A 19540-nucleotide genomic window follows, 5' to 3' on the forward strand; every position below is an offset into this window, starting at 1 on the left:
TAGTGTTTTTGTCGGGCCTTTTGCCATCAGGTCTGTTTCAATGGCCGCTGTTGTTCCTATTTAGGACGAGTTCTCCCATGGAAATCTCAGGAAACACCGCTTTTTATGCCGGTCTGAGCACTATTCAGACAGGGCAGAACCGTGTCGATCAGGCTTCCGGCCAGATCGCCAGCAGTACCCTCGAGCGTTCGGTGACGAGCCAGTCTTCCGAGGTTCAGGTAGACCGCCTGCGTTCGGTTGACCGCAGCCAGCAATCGGACCTGGCCAGCAATATGGTCGAGATGGCCCAGGGCAAGTTTCAGGTGGAGGCCGGCGTGAAAGTCGCCAAGGCGTCCGATGAAATGCTTGGAACGTTAATTGATACCTACGCTTGACCCCTCGCTGAACCCGTCCTGCCAACGCCGCGACTATTCGCGGCGTTTTTGTGCGTAAGTCCTTCTCCCTCAACTAATCTTTCCTGCATGGCCTGTTGCGTTGTCAACGGCGGCGGCGCGGCTGCGTGCCCGGCATTTGTGCGCGTGATGACGAACGGCAAAAGATCGGCGCTTGACAAGATTTGGGCGTAAACGTATGTTTCAAACAACTGTTTGACCGTCACAACAAATCAACACGGTCGTTCATTCCCGGTTACATCAGCAGAGGTTTATCGCTATGCCTGACTACAAGGCCCCCTTGCGTGATATTCGCTTCGTTCGTGACGAACTGCTCGGCTACGAAGCGCACTATCAGAGCCTTCCGGCTTGCGCAGACGCAACTCCAGACATGGTTAGCGCCATTCTCGAAGAAGGCGCCAAGTTTTGTGAGCAGGTGCTGGCTCCGCTGAACCGCGTGGGTGACACCGAAGGCTGCACCTGGAGCGAGTCCGGCGTTAAAACCCCGACTGGCTTCAAAGAAGCCTACAAGCAATTCGTTGAAGGCGGCTGGCCAAGCCTGGCCCACGACGTAGAACACGGCGGCCAGGGCCTGCCGGAGTCTCTGGGTCTGGCCGTCAGCGAAATGGTTGGCGAAGCCAACTGGTCGTGGGGCATGTACCCAGGCCTGTCGCACGGCGCGATGAACACCATTTCCGAGCACGGTACGCCTGAGCAGCAAGAGGCTTACCTGACCAAGCTGGTGTCCGGTGAATGGACCGGCACCATGTGCCTGACCGAACCGCACTGCGGCACCGACCTGGGCATGCTGCGCACCAAGGCTGAACCTCAAGCCGACGGTTCCTACAAAGTCTCCGGCACCAAAATCTTCATCTCGGCCGGTGAACACGACATGGCCGACAACATCGTCCACATCGTGCTGGCTCGCCTGCCGGATGCGCCGGCTGGCACCAAAGGCATTTCGCTGTTCATCGTGCCGAAGTTCATGCCGAACGCAGACGGTACGATCGGCGCCCGCAACGCCGTGACCTGTGGTTCCCTGGAACACAAGATGGGTATCCACGGCAACGCCACTTGCGTGATGAACTTCGACGCAGCCACCGGTTACCTGATCGGCCCGGCGAACAAAGGCCTGAACTGCATGTTCACCTTTATGAACACCGCTCGTCTGGGCACCGCGCTGCAAGGCCTGGCCCACGCCGAGATCGGCTTCCAGGGTGGTCTGAAATACGCTCGCGATCGTCTGCAAATGCGCTCGCTGACTGGCCCGAAAGCGCCGGAAAAAGCCGCTGATCCGATCATCGTTCACCCTGATGTACGTCGCATGTTGTTGACCATGAAAGCGTTCGCCGAAGGCAACCGCGCGATGGTTTACTTCACCGCCAAGCAAGTCGACATCGTCAAATACGGCGTAGACGAAGAAGAGAAGAAAAAAGCCGACGCGTTGCTGGCGTTCATGACGCCAATCGCCAAAGCCTTCATGACTGAAGTCGGTTTTGAGTCTGCCAACCACGGCGTGCAAATCTATGGTGGCCACGGCTTCATCGCCGAGTGGGGCATGGAGCAGAACGTTCGCGACAGCCGCATTTCGATGCTGTACGAAGGCACCACCGGTATCCAGGCACTCGACCTGCTGGGTCGTAAAGTGCTGATGACTCAAGGCGAAGCCCTCAAAGGCTTCACCAAGATCGTCCACAAGTTCTGCCAGACCAACGAAGGCAACGAAGCGGTCAAAGAGTTCGTCGAGCCATTGGCTGCACTGAACAAAGAATGGGGCGAGCTGACCATGAAGGTCGGAATGGCGGCCATGAAGGACCGCGAAGAAGTCGGCGCGGCGTCGGTGGACTACCTGATGTACTCCGGTTACGCCTGCCTGGCCTACTTCTGGGCTGACATGGCGCGTCTGGCTGCCGAGAAACTGGCTGCCGGCACCTCCGAAGAGGCGTTCTACACCGCCAAGCTGCAGACTGCGCGCTTCTACTTCCAGCGCATCTTGCCGCGTACCCGCACTCATGTTGCAACCATGCTGTCGGGTGCCAACAACTTGATGGACATGAAAGAAGAAGACTTCGCACTGGGCTACTAAGCCTCAACGCAGTTCTTCATAAAGCCGCTATCCCTTCCGGGGTAGCGGCTTTTTTGTTCCTGGTGAAAGTAAAAGCTCGCCCGCGATCTTTGATGGGAGCCAGTCACTGCCAATTCGGTCTGCGGCCACTGAAACACTCGCTAAAAAAACCTGACAATCGACTCAGTAAGTCGGCATTTCTGCCGTTACAGTAGGTGGGCACAATGCCATCTATTGTCATGACGGTCGGAGCTTTACCCTTGCCGCGTTCTTCCGCTGTACGTATCAGCCATTTCCTACCGTCGTTACTGCTTTTGCTTGCGGGGCTTGCGGCCGCTTACATCAAGGACCTCAACGTCTTCTTCACTTCACTGTTCAACGTGCTGCCGACCCTGGTGCTGTTACTCGGTGGCGCGTACTGCGCGGTTTACCGACGTCAGCGCGAACTGTTTCTGATGGTGACGGTGTACATCGCCTACTTTCTGCTCGACACCCAGACCGACTATTACCGCGACAACGGCAAGGTCCGTGAAGATGCAGCAGTGGTGTTCCACCTGTGTTGCCTATTGCTGCCGCTGTTGTTCGGCGTGTTCGCCGCATGGCAGGAACGCACCCACTTGTTTCAGGACATGGTGGCGCGCTTCGCGGTATTGCTCGCTGTTGGCAGTGTCGCGCTCGGGCTGGAGCAAAGTTATCCCCAGGCCTTGTTGATGTGGCTGTCGGAAATCCGCTGGCCAGCGCTGCATGGCGCCTGGATGAGCTTGATCCAGTTGTCCTATCCCGTGTTCATCGCCTCGTTCCTGCTGCTGAGCTGGCAATACTGGCGTAACCCCAGACCCTTGCACGCCGCACAACTGGTGGGGTTGGTCGGGTTGTTCTGGGCGTTGCCGAAAACTTTCATCCTGCCGTTCACCCTGAACATCATGTGCAGTCAGGTGATGCTAATGATTGCCGCCGCGGTCGCCCACGAGGCCTATCAAATGGCCTTCCGCGATGAGCTCACTGGCCTGCCGGGTCGTCGCGCCTTGAACGAGCGGATGCAGCGGCTGGGGCGCAATTACGTGCTGGCCATGAGCGACGTCGATCACTTCAAGAAATTCAACGACACCCATGGTCACGATGTCGGCGATCAGGTCTTGAGACTGGTCGCCAGTAAGCTGTCGAAAATCGGAGGAGGCGGTAGGGCATATCGCTACGGCGGTGAGGAATTTGCCCTGGTGTTCGCGGGCAAGACCCTCGAAGAGTGCATGCCGCACCTGGAAGTCATCCGCGAATCCATCGCCACCTACAACATTCAGTTGCGCAATCAGGACAGCCGTCCTCAGGACGACCAGCAAGGTCGCCAGAAACGTGCAGGTTCGGGCGCTACCAGTGTGTCGGTCACTGTCAGCATCGGCGTGGCCGAACGACAAGAGCAGCGCACCCCCGAAAAAGTACTCAAGTCCGCGGACGAAGCGCTCTACAGCGCCAAGGGCGCCGGGCGAAATTGCGTGGTGGCATTCGGTCAGACTCGCCGTGGCGCGGTGCGCATGGACGCCGCTGCGGGTTGAGTGATGATGGCGCATTCAGCGTCTGGACTGTGATTGTGAGGCCGGGTGGGCGGCAGTAGGTTTGAACGATCTGCTGACGGAGAAACGACCATGCCCGAATACAAAGCTCCCCTGCGCGACATGCGCTTTCTGATCGACCACGTCTTCGACTTCCACACCAACTACGCCGCGCTGGGCGCCACCGACGCGAGCCCGGACATGGTCAATGCGATCCTCGAAGAAGGCGCGAAATTCTGTGAGAACGTTCTCGCACCGTTGAATCGCAGCGGTGACGAAGAAGGCTGCCATTTCGACAACGGTGTGGTGACAACGCCTACAGGCTTCAAGCAGGCTTTCGCACAGTACGTGGAAGGTGGCTGGCACGGTCTGGCAGCTGATCCGGCGTATGGCGGCCAGGGTTTGCCAAGTTCTCTGGGCCTGGTCATCAGTGAGATGGTCGGCTCCAGCAATACCTCGTGGGGCATGTACCCCGGCCTGACCCACGGGGCGATGTCGGCCATCCACGCCCACGGCACCGAAGATCAGAAGAACACCTACCTGAGCAAACTGACGGCTGGCCAATGGACCGGCACCATGTGCCTGACCGAGGCGCATTGCGGCACTGACCTGGGCATCATCAAAACCCGCGCCGTGCCTTCAGCCGACGGCAGCTACGCGATTTCCGGCAGCAAGATCTTCATCTCGGCCGGCGAACACGACATGAGCGACAACATCATTCATCTGGTGTTGGCGAAACTGCCGGATGCTCCGGCAGGCACCAAGGGTATTTCCCTGTTCATCGTTCCCAAATTCCTACCCGATGCCGAGGGTGAAGCCGGCGAGCGCAACGGCGTCTCCTGCGGCTCGATCGAACACAAAATGGGCATCAAGGCCTCGGCGACCTGCGTGCTGAACTTCGACGAAGCCAAGGGCTTCTTGATCGGCGAGCCGAACAAGGGCCTGAACTGCATGTTCACCATGATGAACCACGCACGGCTCGGCACTGGCATGCAGGGGTTGTGTCTGGGTGAGGCGAGTTTCCAGGGTGCCATCAAGTACGCCAACGATCGCCTGCAAATGCGCGCGCTGACTGGCGCGAAAGCACCGGACAAAGCCGCCGATCCGATCATCGTTCATCCTGACGTGCGCCGGATGTTGCTGACCATGAAAGCCTTCAACGAAGGCAACCGCGCGCTGACCTATTTCACCGCGCAGCTGCTGGACGTCGCACACCTGAGCCCGGATGAAACGGCGCGTCAGGACGCCGAAGACCTGTTGGCCTTCCTGACGCCGATCTGCAAAGCCTTCATGACTGACACCGGTCTGGAGGTCACCAACCACGGTATGCAGGTGTTTGGCGGTCACGGCTTTATCCGTGAATGGGGCATGGAGCAGTTGGTTCGCGACTGCCGGATCGCGCCGATCTACGAAGGCACCAACGGCATTCAGGCGCTGGATTTGCTCGGGCGCAAAGTGCTCGGCAGTCAGGGCAAATTGCTGCGTGGCTTCACCAAAATCGTCCACAAATTCTGCGCGGCGAATGCCGAGCATCCACAACTGGCCAGCTATGTGGCTCAACTCAATGGACTGAATCAACAGTGGGGCGAGTTGACCGCCAAGGTTGGCATGGCCGCAATGAAGAATCCGGACGAAGTCGGTGCGGCGTCGGTGGATTACTTGATGTACAGCGGTTACATCATCCTCGGCTATCTGTGGTTGCGCATGGCGCTGGTGGCCCAGGCGCAACTCGACGCTGGCAGCGGTGATGCGGATTACTGCCGAGGCAAACTGGCAACCAGCGAGTTCTACTTCAAGCGTTTGCTGCCGCGTACTGCCGCTCATCGGGCGGCTATCGAAGCGGGGAGTGATTGTTTGATGAAGTTGCCGGCGGAGTTGTTTGCGCTCTGACGATTGTTAAAAGCTTCGCGGGCAAGCCTCGCTCCTACAGGTCAGTGTCGTTCACGGGATATGCGTGACCCCGACCTGTAGGAGCGAGGCTTGCCCGCGAATGCGTTCTGCCAGACGAGAACTGCTCAGCTGAAATGCTGCTGACTAAAAATTACAAAACGGTCACGGCCTGACCCTATGTGTCGCAAAAGTTGTTGGGTTACACTCGAGCCCAACGAAAACATCATTCCCACGAATCACCTGTTTAGATCTTGCGAGGTTTGCCATGGCTGACTACAAAGCGCCCCTGCGCGATATGCGCTTCGTCCTCAATGAAGTCTTCGAGGTCGCCAAACTCTGGGCGCAGCTGCCTGCGCTGGCCGAGACCGTTGATGCTGAAACCGTCGAAGCCATTCTCGAAGAAGCCGGCAAGGTCACCAGCAAAAGCATCGCGCCCCTGAGCCGTGCAGCTGACGAAGAAGGTTGCCATTGGGCGGACGGTGCCGTCACCACGCCGGCCGGTTTCCCACAGGCTTATCAGACTTACGCTGAAGGCGGTTGGGTCGGTGTCGGTGGCGATCCGACCTACGGCGGCATGGGCATGCCCAAGGCCGTGTCGGCGCAAGTCGAAGAAATGGTCAACTCCGCCAGCCTGTCGTTCGGTCTGTACCCGATGCTGACCGCCGGTGCCTGCCTGTCGATCAACGCCCACGCCAGTGAAGAACTGAAAGGTGCGTACCTGCCGAACATGTATGCCGGCGTCTGGGCCGGTTCTATGTGCCTGACCGAACCGCACGCCGGTACAGACCTGGGGATTATCCGCACCAAGGCCGAGCCTCAGGCCGACGGTTCCTACAAGGTCAGCGGCACCAAGATCTTCATCACTGGCGGCGAGCACGACCTGACCGAGAACATCATTCACCTGGTGCTGGCCAAACTGCCGGACGCCCCGGCGGGACCGAAAGGCATTTCGCTGTTCCTGGTACCGAAGTTCATGGTCAATGCCGATGGCAGCCTGGGCGCGCGTAACCCGGCGAACTGCGGTTCGATCGAACACAAGATGGGCATCCAGGCCTCCGCGACGTGCGTGATGAACTTCGACGAAGCCGTGGGTTACCTGGTCGGCGAGCCGAACAAAGGCTTGGCAGCGATGTTCACCATGATGAACTACGAGCGTCTGGGCGTCGGTATCCAGGGCCTGGCCACCGGCGAGCGCTCCTACCAGAACGCCGTCGAATACGCCCGCGACCGTCTGCAAAGCCGTTCGCCGACCGGCGCGCAGAACAAGGACAAGGTCGCTGACCCGATCATCGTCCATCCGGACGTGCGTCGCATGCTGCTGACCATGAAAGCCTCGAACGAAGGCGGTCGTGCGTTCTCCACTTACGTGGCCATGCAACTGGACACGGCCAAGTTCAGCGAAGACGCGACCGTCCGCAAACGCGCGGAAGATCTGGTCGCACTGCTGACGCCAGTAGCCAAGGCGTTCCTGACCGACCTCGGTCTGGAAACCACCGTGCACGGCCAGCAGGTTTTTGGCGGCCACGGTTACATCCGTGAGTGGGGTCAGGAACAACTGGTTCGCGACGTGCGCATCACCCAGATCTACGAAGGCACCAACGGCATTCAGGCGCTTGACCTCGTAGGACGCAAGATCGTCGGAACGGGCGGGGCGTTCTACAACCTGTTCGCGGATGAGATTCGTCATTTCACCGCCACCGCCAGCGCTGATCTCGCGGAGTTCACCAAGCCGCTGAACGATGCCGTCACCACCCTCGACGAGCTGACTTCGTGGTTGCTGGACCGGGCGAAAAATAACCCGAACGAAATCGGCGCGGCGTCGGTCGAGTACCTGCAAACCTTCGGTTACGTGGCTTACGCCTACATGTGGGCCCTGATGGCCAAGGCGGCCTTCGGCAAAGAAGCGCAGGATGATTTCTACGCGAGCAAGCTGGGCACGGCGCGGTTCTATTTCGCCCGTCTGCTGCCGCGTATTCACTCGTTGAGTGCGTCGGTGAAGGCGGGGAGCGAGTCGCTGTTCCTGCTGGACGCCGGACAGTTCTGACCCGATAGCGTCATGTAAGCATTCTCTTACATGACGTGCTGCTGTTCTCCCATAGGCGAAGATTGGATCCAGAGCTAATCTACTTCACATGGACGTCGCGCAGGAAGCGCAAAGCAACAACACGGACACGTAGGATTCTGCCAGGACGGCGGAGTGAAATGGATGTCAGGGAAACAGTCTGCAAAGCCCCGCTTCGGCGGGGTTTTCTTTTGCCCGCAGAAAAGTATTCAGCGCGGCCCGTCGAGCGCAGTCGAGCTGTTCGAACGGTCGTCGGGCCCGTTCATCACTTCTTCCAACAGCGTGCGCAATAGGGCCAGCGAGGCTTGTTGCCGCTGCACATCCCGACACACCAATCCGACTTTCAGCGGCACTCGTGGCTCGGTCAGCGGTTTCCAGAGCAATTCATTGCTGCCGAGCGCCTTTTGCGAGCGCCCGGGCAGCACGGTGGCCAGCCGGGTGTGGGGCAGACTGTCGAGAATCCCCGCCATGTTGTTCAGTTCCGCCTGCACCTGCGGCCGTCGTCCCAGATTGGCCAGTTGTGTCTGCCAGATCTGCCGCACTTGAAACTCTTCACCCAGCAACAGCATGGGCAACTCGGCGGCCTGACTCATCGAGACTTTCTTGAACTCGCGCAACGGGTGGTCCGCCGGGATCACCAGGGTCAGTTCATCTTCGTACAGCATGACGCCGTGCAACCCCGGCTGTCGGGGCGGCAGGTAGCTGATGCCGATGTCGAGGGAACCATTGAGCAGCCGCCGCTCGATTTCCAGGCCAGTCAATTCATAGATCTGCACCACCAGATGCGGTTGCGCCTTGCGCACGCGTTCGAGCATCTGCGGCACGAGACTTGTGTGAACCGTCTGCAACACGCCAATGGCCAAGGTGCGCAGCGCCTGACCCTTGAAGTTGCCCAATGCCTCGCGGGCCCGTTGCAGGCCATCAAGCAAGGGTAGGGCGTGGTTGTACAAAGTATGGGCGGCCAGAGTGGGTAGCAGGCGTTTGCTGCTGCGTTCGAACAGGCTTACATCGAGGTTTTGCTCGAGCTGGCGGATCTGCTGGGACAGCGCCGGCTGGGAGATTGACAGTCGCTCGGCCGCCCGGCCGACGTGGCCTTCTTCATAGACCGCGACGAAATAACGCAGTTGCTTGAAATCCATAAGGTGCGCTTATCGAAAATGCTGGGAAATCGAAATGGCTCAACGCCTTGTCTGGGCCTAGTCTAACCGCATTCACAAGGCTTACAGGGCCAGAGCGCACGATGAATACCGTTTACGTTGATGGTGTTTACATAGGTAAGGCAAAAAACCTCAAGCGAGGCTTTTGCGGATGAATCTGTTCAACTTGCGTCGCACTCCACCGAGCCTCGACGACTTGGTCGTAGACACTTCCCAATCGTCCAGACGCGACAACCTTTCCCGCGAGTGCCTGATGCCCAGTGTCGAGCGGCCGAAGCAGATTTTTGTCCGCGGGCAAGGCTCCTGGCTGTGGGACAGCGATGACCGCGCTTACCTGGATTTCTCGCAGGGTGGCGGCGCCAACAGCCTGGGCCACAGCCCTTCGGTGCTGGTCAATGCGATATCAGAACAGGCTCAATCGCTGATCAACCCGGGTTTCGCACTGCATAACCGCGGCATGCTCAACCTTGCCGAGCGACTCTGCAATAGCACCGGCAGTGATCAGGCGTACCTGCTCAACAGCGGCGCCGAAGCCTGTGAGGCCGCGATTCAACTGGCACGTCAATGGGGTCGACTGCATCGCAGCGGGGCCTCACGGATCATCGTGGCCAGCAACGGCTGCCATGGCCGTAGTCCCTGGACGATTTCACCGTCGGACTTTCACCCCGTTCCCTTCAATGATCTGGCGGCGATGCACGCGGCGGTCGATGCCCGGACCGTGGCCATCCTGCTCGAACCGATCCAAAACGAAGCCGGGGTGATTCCGGCCACCGCGCATTACCTCAAGGGTGTCGAACGCCTGTGTCGGGAGCTGGGCATTTTGTTGATCCTCGACGACGTGCACACCGGCCTCGGTCGCTGCGGCACGTTGCTTGCCGAACAGGTCCACGGTGTTCGGGCAGATATCGTCGTCCTCGGCGAAGGGCTTGGCGGTGGTGTGCCATTGGCTGCGTTGTTGGCGCGGGGCAAGGCCTGTTGTTTCGAGGTGGGCGACCTGTCGGGCGCTCATCATGGCAATGCGCTGATGACTGCTGCCGGTCTTGCGGTGTTGAACACGATTCAGGACAAGGTTTTTCTCGATCATGTGGTTGAAACCGGTCAGCACCTGCGCGAAGCCTTGAGTCGTTTGTCCTATCGCTATGGTCACGGCGAGTTGCGCGGGCAAGGGCTGCTCTGGGGACTGACCCTGTCCGATGATTCAGCTGAAGCCGTGGTCAAAGCCGCGTTGTCCGAAGGCTTGGTGCTCAACGCCCCACAACCCGATTGCCTGCGCTTTACCCCGGCGCTCACGGTCAGCAACGCCAACATCGACGAAATGATCCTGCGCCTGTCCCGCGCCTTTTCCCGCGTACGCACCGCACAACTGCAGTGCCGCAAGGGGATTGCGGTCTGATCAGACTTTTCCCGCACTAATTCCAGAACCGTCTCGCGGTAATAACGCATCGCCCCACGTTTGATTCTTTCGCGTGGGGCGTTTTTTTGCCTGCGATTCATGAGGTTTCGCTATTGCGCCAGGTTCCTACTGAACCCTGACGAACGGCGCGTGTCGATTAGCAGTAGGGCTCACACGAGTTCACTTCACATCAGGAGCTGCCCCATGGATTTCATTCGCATCATCATTGCCATTCTGTTGCCACCACTGGGTGTGTTTCTGCAAGTCGGTTTCGCCGGCGCTTTCTGGCTGAATATTTTGCTGACGTTGTGCGGTTACATTCCGGGGATCGTGCATGCGGTGTACATCATCGCCAAGCGCTGAGTTCTGCGGCGTCAGATAGATCGCTTTCGCGGCAAGCCTCGCTCCTACGGGGATAACACCGTACCTGTAGGAGCGAAGCTTGCCCGCGAAGGGCGCGACGCGGTTTCAGCTTGCGAGTTCGATCACCCGCCGATAAAACAACCACTCCTGCTCCAGCGCATGGGCCTGGTTCCCCGCCTTGCGAAAGCCATGACGTTCGTCCGCGTAGTAATGCGCTTCAACCAGAATGCCGTTGTCTTGTAGCGCCTTGACCATGTCGCGGGTCTGTTGCGGCACCACCACGGCGTCCAGTTCGCCCTGAAAGAAAATCATCGGAACACTGATGTTGTTCGCATGCAGCAGCGGAGTGCGCGCGGCGTATCGTTCGGCATCCTCAACCGGATCGCCAATCAGCCAATCCAGATAATCGCCTTCGAACTTGTGGGTCGCGCGGCCCAGTGCCACGGGATCGCTGACACCGTAAAGGCTGGCGCCTGCGCGGAAGACGTTGTGAAAGGCCAACGCACACAGCGTGGTGTAACCGCCAGCACTGCCGCCGCGAATAAACGCCTTGTCGCCGTCGATCAAGCCGCGATCGGCAAGATAAGCGACCACCGCGCAGGCATCTTCGACATCCACGTCACCCCAACTCAAATGCAGCGCCTGGCGATACGCCCGGCCATAGCCACTGCTGCCGCGGTAGTTGAGATCGGCCACGGCGAAGCCGCGTTGCGCCCAGTACTGAATGCGTGGATCAAGCATCGGGTAGCAGGCCGAGGTCGGGCCGCCGTGGATGAACACCACCAGCGGCGGTTTCGCCTCGCCGGTCATCGGCGGATAGAAGAAGCCGTGGGCCTCGCCCGAACCGCTCGGGTAGCGCAAGGTTCGCGGGACGCTGATGCGCTCGGCGGGCAACGGTGCGATCCCGCCGGCGATGATTTTGACCTGGCAGGTATCGCGCTCGATTGCGATCACCGCCGACGAACTGACCGGCGATGCCGCGATGCAATAGATGAATTGCTCATCCAGTGCGAGATGACGAAAACGGCTGTAATCACCGGTGAAATCTTCAGCGGCGTCACCGCAGATTCCCAGTTTGCCGAACCCGCCTTCGGTCCAACTGGCCAAGTAGCGGCTTTCGCCCAGCGGCAACCAGGTGCTGCCCCCCAGCTGCCACGGTGCCGGCCCATGGTCAGCGGCGACACTCGGCAGCTGGCTCAGGCCGTCTGCGGATTCCGCCCAAGGCTGCCAGTAGCAGCCGCGATCCGTCAGGCAAAACAGGTGGCCGTCGCTGTCGAAACGCGGTTGTTGCAGTGACTCCTGCGCACCATCGCCCGCCACACAACGCGGTTGAGCGAAGCTCCCATCATTCTGGCGCTCGGCAACCATCAAGCGAGTGGCGGTCCATGGCTGATCCGGGCGGCTCCATTCAATCCACGCCAATCGTTGCGAGTCCGGACTCAGCGTCGGCGCGGCATAGAAATCGGCGCCTTCGGCCAGCAGATGACGCTGGCCGTCAGCCACATCAATCGCCACCAGACGATGCCGATCCCGGTTCTCTTCAACCGCCAAAACCTGTCCGTTGGCAAACTGCAGATCGCCGTAACGGCATTCCCCGGAGGTCAGCACCTCAGGCGTCTCGCCCGCCAGCGATTGCCAATAGAGTTGCTGGTCTGCTTCGTTGACGAAAACAATCCCGTCATCCGTCAGACAAAACGCGCCACCGCCATATTCGTACACCCGACTGCGCACGCTGAAACCCGTTGGCGTCAGGCAGCGGGCCTGGCCGTCGCGCCAATGCCAGATCCTGCAGGCGGCATCTTCGGGACGGTATTCGTTCCAGAACAGGCCATGCTGGCCGACTAACAGCTCGGCGAAGTCGATACCGGCTGCGACGGCCCGGGAAGCGCTGAAGGGTTCAGCTTTTAGCGATGAGGCGTGAGTTTCGTTCATTGCGAAAGGCCAGTTGTTCGATGGTCTGGGTCGCGTGTTCGGCTTCTTCGCGGGCCTTGAGAATCACGCCATGATGCTCCGACTTGCTGCACACCGGGTCGGCATTGCTGGCGTCACCCGTGAGCATGAACGCCTGGCAGCGGCAGCCGCCGAAGTCTTTTTCTTTCTCGTCGCAGGAGCGGCATGGCTCGGGCATCCAGTCGTAACCACGGAAGCGGTTGAAGCCGAACGAGTCGTACCAGATGTGCTGCATGCTGTGATCGCGCACGTTCGGAAATTGCACCGGCATCTGTCGGGCACCGTGACACGGCAGTGCGGTTCCGTCCGGCGTGACTGTAAGAAAAATGCTGCCCCAGCCGTTCATGCAGGCTTTCGGGCGTTCTTCGTAGTAGTCCGGCGTGACGAAAATCAGCTTGCACGGATGACCTTCGGCTTCCAGTTTGGCGCGGTATTCGTTGGTGATGCGTTCGGCACGAACCAATTGTTCTTTGGTCGGCAACAGGCCGACCCGATTGAGCTGTGCCCAACCGTAAAACTGGCAGGTGGCGAGTTCGACAAAGTCCGCTTCAAGGGCGATGCACAGCTCGATGATCCGGTCGATCTTGTCGATGTTGTGCCGATGGGTCACGAAGTTCAGCACCATCGGGTAGCCGTGGGCTTTCACCGCACGAGCCATTTCCAGCTTCTGCGCGAAGGCCTTTTTCGAACCAGCCAACAAGTTATTCACTTGTTCGTCGCTGGCCTGGAAACTGATCTGGATGTGATCAAGGCCGGCTTTCTTGAAGTCGCTGATTTTCTGCTCGGTGAGGCCAATGCCGGACGTGATGAGGTTGGTGTAGAAACCCAACTTGCGCGCCTCGGCGATCAACTCGGCAAGGTCCTGGCGCACCAGCGGCTCACCGCCGGAAAAGCCCAGCTGTGCGGCACCCATTTCCCGGGCTTCGCGGAACACTTTGATCCACTGCTCGGTGCTCAGTTCTTTGCCTTGTTCGGCGAAGTCCAGCGGGTTGGAGCAGTATGGACATTGCAGCGGACAGCGGTACGTCAGCTCGGCCAGCAGCCACAGCGGCAGGCCGATTTCAGGTTTTGGCGGTAACGTGCCTGACACGGAATCAGGCAAGTTCGATCCAGTGCTGAGCACGGGCTACCTCCATGAACTGCTCGATGTCCTCAGCGAGCTCGGGCACGTCGGGGAACTTCGCGTCCAGTTCGGCGATGATCGCCGCTACGTCACGCTGGCCATCAATCAAACCGCCAATCAGCGCAGCGCTGTCGTTGAGTTTGATCATGCCTTCCGGGTACAGCAGGACATGGCCTTTCTGCGCCGGTTCGTACTGATAGCGGTAGCCCTGACGCCACGTCGGGGTCTTGCTGCGATCGAAACTCATAGGGTGATTCCTTTATGCCAGACCCGCTGGTCGGTCACGCTGTGATACGGCGGGCGGTTCAGTTCGTAGGCCATGCTCATGGCATCGAGCATGCTCCAAAGGATGTCCAGTTTGAACTGGAGAATTTGCAGCATGCGCTCTTGGCCTTCACGCGTCGTGTAGTGCTGCAAAGTGATCGCCAGACCGTGTTCCACGTCACGGCGCGCCTGGCCGAGACGGGTGCGGAAATACTCGTAGCCCGTCGGGTCGATCCAAGGGTAATGCTGCGGCCAGCTGTCGAGGCGCGATTGGTGGATCTGCGGCGCGAACAACTCGGTCAGCGAGCTGCTGGCGGCTTCCTGCCAACTGGCCCGGCGGGCGAAGTTTACGTAGGCGTCCACGGCGAAACGTACGCCGGGCAAGACCAGTTCCTGCGAGCGCAGCTGATCCGGGTCGAGGCCGACGGCCTGGCCCAGACGCAGCCACGCTTCGATGCCGCCGTCTTCGCCGGGGGCGCCGTCATGGTCGAGCAGACGCTGAATCCACTCGCGACGGATCTCGCGATCCGGGCAGTTGGCGAGGATCGCAGCGTCCTTCAGGGGGATGTTCACCTGATAGTAGAAGCGATTGGCGACCCAACCCTGGATCTGCTCGCGGGTCGCCCGGCCTTCATACATCGCCACGTGGTACGGGTGATAGATGTGGTAATAGGCGCCCTTGGCGCGCAAGGCTGCTTCGAATTCGGCGGGGGACATTGGGGTGTCAGTCATTGCGGTTCTCCGGGGATGACCGGTGGATTCTCTGGTGTCTGGTCCGACGCCTTCGCGGGCAAGCCTCGCTCCTACAGGGGCACGCGATCACTGTAGGAGCGAGGCTTGCCCGCGAAGAGGCCATCCGCTACAACACAATACTCATGCCGTCATACGCCACTTCAACCTTGCGCCGAGCCAACTCGGCACGCTCCGGCGAATCTTCATCGAGAATCGGATTGGTGTTGTTGATGTGGATAAGCACTTTGCGCTGCTTGGGCAACTGTTCCAGCACTTCGAGCATGCCGCCGGGGCCATTTTGCGCCAGATGGCCCATCTCCCGTCCAGTGCGCGTGCCGACGCCACGGCGCTGCATTTCGTCGTCGTCCCACATCGTGCCGTCCACCAGCAGGCAATCGCTGGCGGCCATGATGTCCAGCAGCGGCGCATCGACTTTGCCCAGGCCCGGCGCGTAGAACAGTTTGCCGCCGGTGTTCAGGTCTTCGACGATCAGGCCAATGTTGTCGCCCGGGTGCGGGTCGAAGCGGTGGGGCGAGTAGGGCGGTGCGGCACTGCGCAGGGGCAGCGGGGTGAAGAGCAGGCTTGGGCAGGCCGGGATGGTAAAACTGCGGTCGAGTTCAATGCGGTTCCAGTTCAGCCCGCCATTCCAATGCTTGAGCATGGTGAACAGGGGGAAACCGGTGCTCAAGTCTTCATGGACCATGTTGGTGCACCAGACCTGATGCGGGCAACCTTCGCGCAGGCTGAGCAGACCGGTGGTGTGATCGATCTGGCTGTCCATCAGGATGATTGCGCTGATGCCGGTATCGCGCAGGGCGCGGCCCGGTTGCAGCGGGGTGAAGCCTTGCAGCTGGACGCGGATGTCCGGCGAAGCGTTGCACAGGATCCAGTTCACGCCGTCATCGGAAATCGCGATGGACGACTGGGTACGCGCCTTGGCGTTCAGGCTGCCGTTGCGAAAACCGGCGCAGTTCACGCAGTTGCAGTTCCACTGGGGGAAACCGCCGCCGGCGGCGGAACCTAGAATCTGGACAAACATGGGCGCTCCATTTCAACGCTGAAAATAAAAACGCCCCGGTAAACCGAGGCGTTGCACATCATTACAACGGCAGACCTTAGCGGCTTGCGAAGTACATGGTGACTTCAAAGCCGATACGCAGGTCGGTGTAAGCAGGTTTGGACCAGGACATGGGAGCGCTCCTTCAGGTGATGAGACAGTTGAGACCTATACATATAGTCCACCTCCAGTCGGAGATGTTCAGATAGTTAGGTGGCTATGTTACTCAAAATTACAGAGCGATTGGCCGCGAATCTTTGAGAAAGCTAATTGCAGCGTCGGTAATGATCATTTTGCCGCTTGCCAAGGTGCTGTCGCGCAGGCGCTGCTGGCCAGACAGCGCCAGCCACCTTCGGCCTGATTCAGTCGCCGGGCTGCTTCTTTCAATGCGTTGCGGTCGATCAGCAGGATCGCTTCAGGCAATCGCTCCAGATAATCCGACGAGTGGCCCGCCAGTTTGCCCTGCCAGAGCAGTTCGGCCGCCTGAGCGTGGGGCAGTGCGGTGGCGTGGAATTGGTCGGCCAAGGCCTGGCGCTGGGCAATGAAGGTCGCATCATCGATGCCTTCAATCAGTTCGGGCATTTCGTTCAAGAAACGCTCTATGTGTTCCAGCAGATCCTGAGGGGCAACGCTCGGTGATTGAACGCCGAACAGCAGCCCGGTCTGCCCATGGAACTGACGCAGGCCGCTGAACACGGCATAACCCAATTGCAGTTCAACCCGCAGGCGCTGATAGAACGGCGTCTGGCACAGGTGAGCGAGCAAACGCCAAGCGGCTTCGTCGGTGATGTCTTGCGTGGCCTGCGGGCAAAACAGCAATAGCGCGTGTTCGCTGGAACCGGTGTCGAGCGTGCTCCACAGATGCAGCGCGTTTATCGAGGTGGGCGGCGACGGCTGATCGTCCGCAGCACCGGGCACGCGGCTAAGTGCCAGGCCCATCGCTGCTTGCGTCTGCGCCGACAGGCCCATCGCCAGACCTTGCCAGCGTGCGCTCGCCCAGAGCTGCTGCACGTCATCACTTTCAGCGGTGCGCTCAAGTGAATGCTCGGGAAGCATTTTCAGCAGCTGTCTGATCGGTATCAACGGCATGCTTGGCGGTTCTTCCTGTGGGAAACCGACATCGGGTTTTGTCAGCTCTTTCAGCACATGTTCGAGGACGGTCGGCATGGGCTCCTGCAGGCCTGTCATCTTCAGCAGCCATTCATTGCCTGATGCACTGAAGGAAAAGTCGACCCCCGCCTGGCGGGCATCTTCACGCAAGGGTTGCAGGCGATTTTCCAGGTTCGATTGAACACGGGGATGAGGTTTGGCCTGCAGTCGCCAGCGCAGATAAATCGCGCCCTCATCCGTGTTATCCGGCAACGCCTGACTGAACTGCATCGGCGAGTTTTCGCGACGGCTGCGCGAGCGATCCTGGGCAAACGTCCGCAGGCCGCGGTGTTTGCTGGTCTGGCCGCGAATCAATCCGGCATTGGTCGCTGGTGCTTCTGTGCGTAAAAACGGGTTTGGCGTTGGCAATTGCCATTCGCCGGAGAAGTTATCCACAGCGCCGATTTTTTTCAGGATGTCCTTGAGCGCTATGACGCCTTGTCCGGATAAACCGGCTTCAAGCTGCTCACTGTCCAGTCGCGCCAGTTGCAGGGCACCGCTGACGTGTTGCTGACGGTCGAGCAGGGCGGCGTACTCTTGGCGCAACTCGGTCCAGTTCTGGTGAGAGGCAAAAAAGCCCAGCCAATCCACAAGCCGTTCGCGGATCGCGTTCCCCGGTTTAGTTGTGGTGAATTCAATGTGCAGCAAGGCTTGGCCGGCGAACTGATACAGCGGCGCGGCTTTCAGGCTGTCCGCCAGCCCTTGCTCGCGCAATTCAGCCAGCAGACCGCCAGGTTTAGCGGCGTTCAGCCAATGGCACAGGAACGCTAATGCCTCGCGGGATGAGTCGGGCAACGCTTCGAACGCGAACAGTAGATCGAGCCGACGTTCGCCAGCCTGTTGATAACTTTTGTCGGAAGAGTCCATAAGCGGTGCAGGTGCTTCTTGCGCAACCTTTTCCCCTACGGCGAGAAGATCGCCAAAGTGCTGAGCCATTGCCCTCAACTCATCGAGACTCTGCGGTCCGGCCAGGCTCAACGTCATCTGCCCGGTCCGATAAAACCGCTGATAGAAATCCCTCAACGCTTGCTGAAACTCCGGCTGCGGCACCGGCAGGCTGTAACGGTTGCCCGCATGAAACGCCCGTAGCGGGTGAGCCGTCGACAGCCCGTCGAACAGCGCAAATTGCTGTTGAGCCGTGGCATCCCGGGACCAGGCGACAAATTCGGCGTGCAGCACTTCCCGTTCCCGCCGCTGATCGTCCAGATTCATACGCGGATGAGCGAGCATGTCTGACAGACGCTCCAGCCCACCGCTAAACGCCTGAGGCGGTAGGTCGAAAAAGAAGTCGGTAGTGCGTTCGCTGGTGCGCGCATTGACCTGGCCGCCATGACCTTGCACGTAGGCCATCAGCCCTTGCCCTGCGGGAAAGCGCTCCGTCCCCAGAAACAACAAATGCTCGAGAAAGTGCGCGAGGCCGGGCCATGCCAGCGGCACGTCATGACTGCCTGCGAAAACCCGCAACGCCGCGGCGCAGCGCTTCAAATCGGGAGCATGACGCAGCGTCACCCGCAGGCCATTGGCCAGGGTTTCAGTGTGGGGGCGGGGATGATTCAGCGCAGGCATGAGCACTTCCAGGACAGAGAAGCGCTAATGCTAGCGGATTACGATGGATCAGCGCTTGTTAAGGTCGCCGTAAAGCTCAGGACGGCGATCGACCAAGTAGCGATTGGCGGCACGGGATTCGACCATTAACTGACGATCCAGCTCACCGACAATCAGTGCTTCATCCAGGCCCGCCTGGGCGATGCGGCTGCCATCCGGTGCAGCGATGCTGCTCTGGCCGCAATAGTTGATCTCGCCTTCCTGCCCGCAATAGTTGGCATATGCCACATAACACTGGTTTTCGAAGGCGCGGGCGCGGACGGTGACATCGGCAACGAAGTCAAAGGGAACCATGTTCGCCGTCGGCACCAGGATCAACTCGGCACCGGCCAAGGCCAGGCGACGGGCGTTTTCCGGGAACTCCAGGTCGTAACAGATCAAAAAGCCGAGCTTCCAGCCGTTGAGTTCCACCAAGGGGAAATCATCCTGCCCGGCGCTGAACATCGAGTGATCGAGGTCGCCGAACAGGTGAGTCTTGCGGTAGTTGCACAGGCGCTCGCCGTTGGCGTCGATCAACTGCACGGCGTTGTAGATCTGCCCGTCCTCGGTGCGCTCGGGATAGCCATACAAAATGGCAATCCCGGCGGTCTTGGCAATGCGCGCGATCTGCTGCGCCGATTCACCGTTGTGCACCTCCGCCAGCACGCTGACGGCATCGATGCCGATGTTGTAGCCGGTCAGGAACATCTCCGGCAGCACCAGCAAGTCAGCGCCCTTGGCCTCCAGCGCCAGTTGATGCAGGCGTTGCAGATTGCCGGCGACATCCAGGGGCTGCGGCGGACATTGGTAAAGGGCTACGCGCATTTGGAACT

The 19540-nt window shown here is 59.7% G+C and carries 16 protein-coding genes; 7 read left to right on the forward strand and 9 right to left on the reverse strand.

Annotated elements, in window-relative coordinates; genetic code table 11:
- Window positions 1–77: 77 nt before the first annotated feature.
- The 5 genes from AB4N91_RS29565 (at window position 78) to AB4N91_RS29585 (ending at window position 7917) form a co-directional block, all read left to right on the forward strand.
- Window positions 78–374, forward strand: coding sequence for a hypothetical protein (locus AB4N91_RS29565; RefSeq protein WP_010467121.1), 297 nt, complete (start codon window positions 78–80; stop codon window positions 372–374).
- A gap of 277 nt (window positions 375–651) precedes the next feature.
- Entirely contained in the window at window positions 652–2457 is a 1806-nt protein-coding gene (locus AB4N91_RS29570; protein WP_077747296.1) for a phenylacyl-CoA dehydrogenase, read from the forward strand.
- 239 nt (window positions 2458–2696) lie between these two features.
- Window positions 2697–3986 carry a GGDEF domain-containing protein gene (locus tag AB4N91_RS29575; RefSeq protein ID WP_010467125.1) on the forward strand — a complete coding sequence of 430 codons (1290 nt, stop codon included), beginning with the start codon at window positions 2697–2699 and terminating at the stop codon, window positions 3984–3986.
- Between the two features lie 90 nt (window positions 3987–4076).
- Window positions 4077–5873, forward strand: a complete 1797-nt coding sequence (locus AB4N91_RS29580) for an acyl-CoA dehydrogenase C-terminal domain-containing protein (protein WP_154912901.1) — start codon at window positions 4077–4079, stop codon at window positions 5871–5873.
- Between the two features lie 265 nt (window positions 5874–6138).
- Complete coding sequence (locus AB4N91_RS29585) at window positions 6139–7917, forward strand: acyl-CoA dehydrogenase C-terminal domain-containing protein (protein WP_154501949.1); 1779 nt, start codon at window positions 6139–6141, stop codon at window positions 7915–7917.
- Between the two features lie 227 nt (window positions 7918–8144).
- Here AB4N91_RS29585 and AB4N91_RS29590 read toward each other — a convergent pair whose 3' ends face one another.
- Entirely contained in the window at window positions 8145–9074 is a 930-nt protein-coding gene (locus AB4N91_RS29590) for a LysR family transcriptional regulator (protein ID WP_169857121.1), read from the reverse strand.
- A gap of 169 nt (window positions 9075–9243) precedes the next feature.
- On the opposite strand from AB4N91_RS29590, the gene AB4N91_RS29595 reads away from it, so the two are divergent.
- Both AB4N91_RS29595 and AB4N91_RS29600 read left to right on the forward strand, forming a co-directional pair.
- Window positions 9244–10485, forward strand: coding sequence for an aspartate aminotransferase family protein (locus tag AB4N91_RS29595; protein ID WP_460112002.1), 1242 nt, complete (start codon window positions 9244–9246; stop codon window positions 10483–10485).
- A 204-nt stretch (window positions 10486–10689) separates the two neighbouring features.
- A complete protein-coding gene (locus AB4N91_RS29600; RefSeq protein WP_007904205.1) occupies window positions 10690–10848 on the forward strand; it encodes a YqaE/Pmp3 family membrane protein in 159 nt (52 codons plus the stop codon).
- A 105-nt stretch (window positions 10849–10953) separates the two neighbouring features.
- Here AB4N91_RS29600 and AB4N91_RS29605 read toward each other — a convergent pair whose 3' ends face one another.
- The 8 genes from AB4N91_RS29605 to AB4N91_RS29640 all read right to left on the reverse strand — a co-directional run bounded on the left by AB4N91_RS29605 (window position 10954) and on the right by AB4N91_RS29640 (window position 19532).
- Entirely contained in the window at window positions 10954–12780 is a 1827-nt protein-coding gene (locus AB4N91_RS29605) for an alpha/beta hydrolase family protein (protein WP_460112003.1), read from the reverse strand.
- Window positions 12746–13888, reverse strand: coding sequence for a pyrroloquinoline quinone biosynthesis protein PqqE (pqqE, locus tag AB4N91_RS29610; RefSeq protein ID WP_167362294.1), 1143 nt, complete (start codon window positions 13886–13888; stop codon window positions 12746–12748). The genes AB4N91_RS29605 and pqqE overlap by 35 nt, the downstream gene beginning before the upstream one ends.
- A 4-nt stretch (window positions 13889–13892) precedes the next feature.
- A complete protein-coding gene (gene pqqD, locus AB4N91_RS29615; RefSeq protein ID WP_010467137.1) occupies window positions 13893–14168 on the reverse strand; it encodes a pyrroloquinoline quinone biosynthesis peptide chaperone PqqD in 276 nt (91 codons plus the stop codon).
- Window positions 14165–14917 (reverse strand): pyrroloquinoline-quinone synthase PqqC, encoded by a 753-nt coding sequence (pqqC, locus tag AB4N91_RS29620; protein WP_010467138.1) that lies wholly within the window; start codon window positions 14915–14917, stop codon window positions 14165–14167. The genes pqqD and pqqC overlap by 4 nt, the downstream gene beginning before the upstream one ends.
- 127 nt (window positions 14918–15044) lie before the next feature.
- Window positions 15045–15956 (reverse strand): pyrroloquinoline quinone biosynthesis protein PqqB, encoded by a 912-nt coding sequence (pqqB, locus tag AB4N91_RS29625; RefSeq protein WP_460112004.1) that lies wholly within the window; start codon window positions 15954–15956, stop codon window positions 15045–15047.
- A gap of 76 nt (window positions 15957–16032) precedes the next feature.
- Window positions 16033–16107 (reverse strand): pyrroloquinoline quinone precursor peptide PqqA, encoded by a 75-nt coding sequence (gene pqqA, locus AB4N91_RS29630; protein WP_009045898.1) that lies wholly within the window; start codon window positions 16105–16107, stop codon window positions 16033–16035.
- Between the two features lie 155 nt (window positions 16108–16262).
- Window positions 16263–18689 carry a pyrroloquinoline quinone biosynthesis protein PqqF gene (gene pqqF, locus AB4N91_RS29635; protein WP_460112005.1) on the reverse strand — a complete coding sequence of 809 codons (2427 nt, stop codon included), beginning with the start codon at window positions 18687–18689 and terminating at the stop codon, window positions 16263–16265.
- A gap of 48 nt (window positions 18690–18737) precedes the next feature.
- Window positions 18738–19532: a carbon-nitrogen hydrolase family protein gene (locus AB4N91_RS29640; protein ID WP_083375632.1), complete on the reverse strand. Its 795-nt coding sequence runs from the start codon at window positions 19530–19532 to the stop codon at window positions 18738–18740.
- Window positions 19533–19540: the final 8 nt, after the last annotated feature.

The sequence above is a fragment of the Pseudomonas sp. H3_D04 genome (assembly GCF_054669175.1).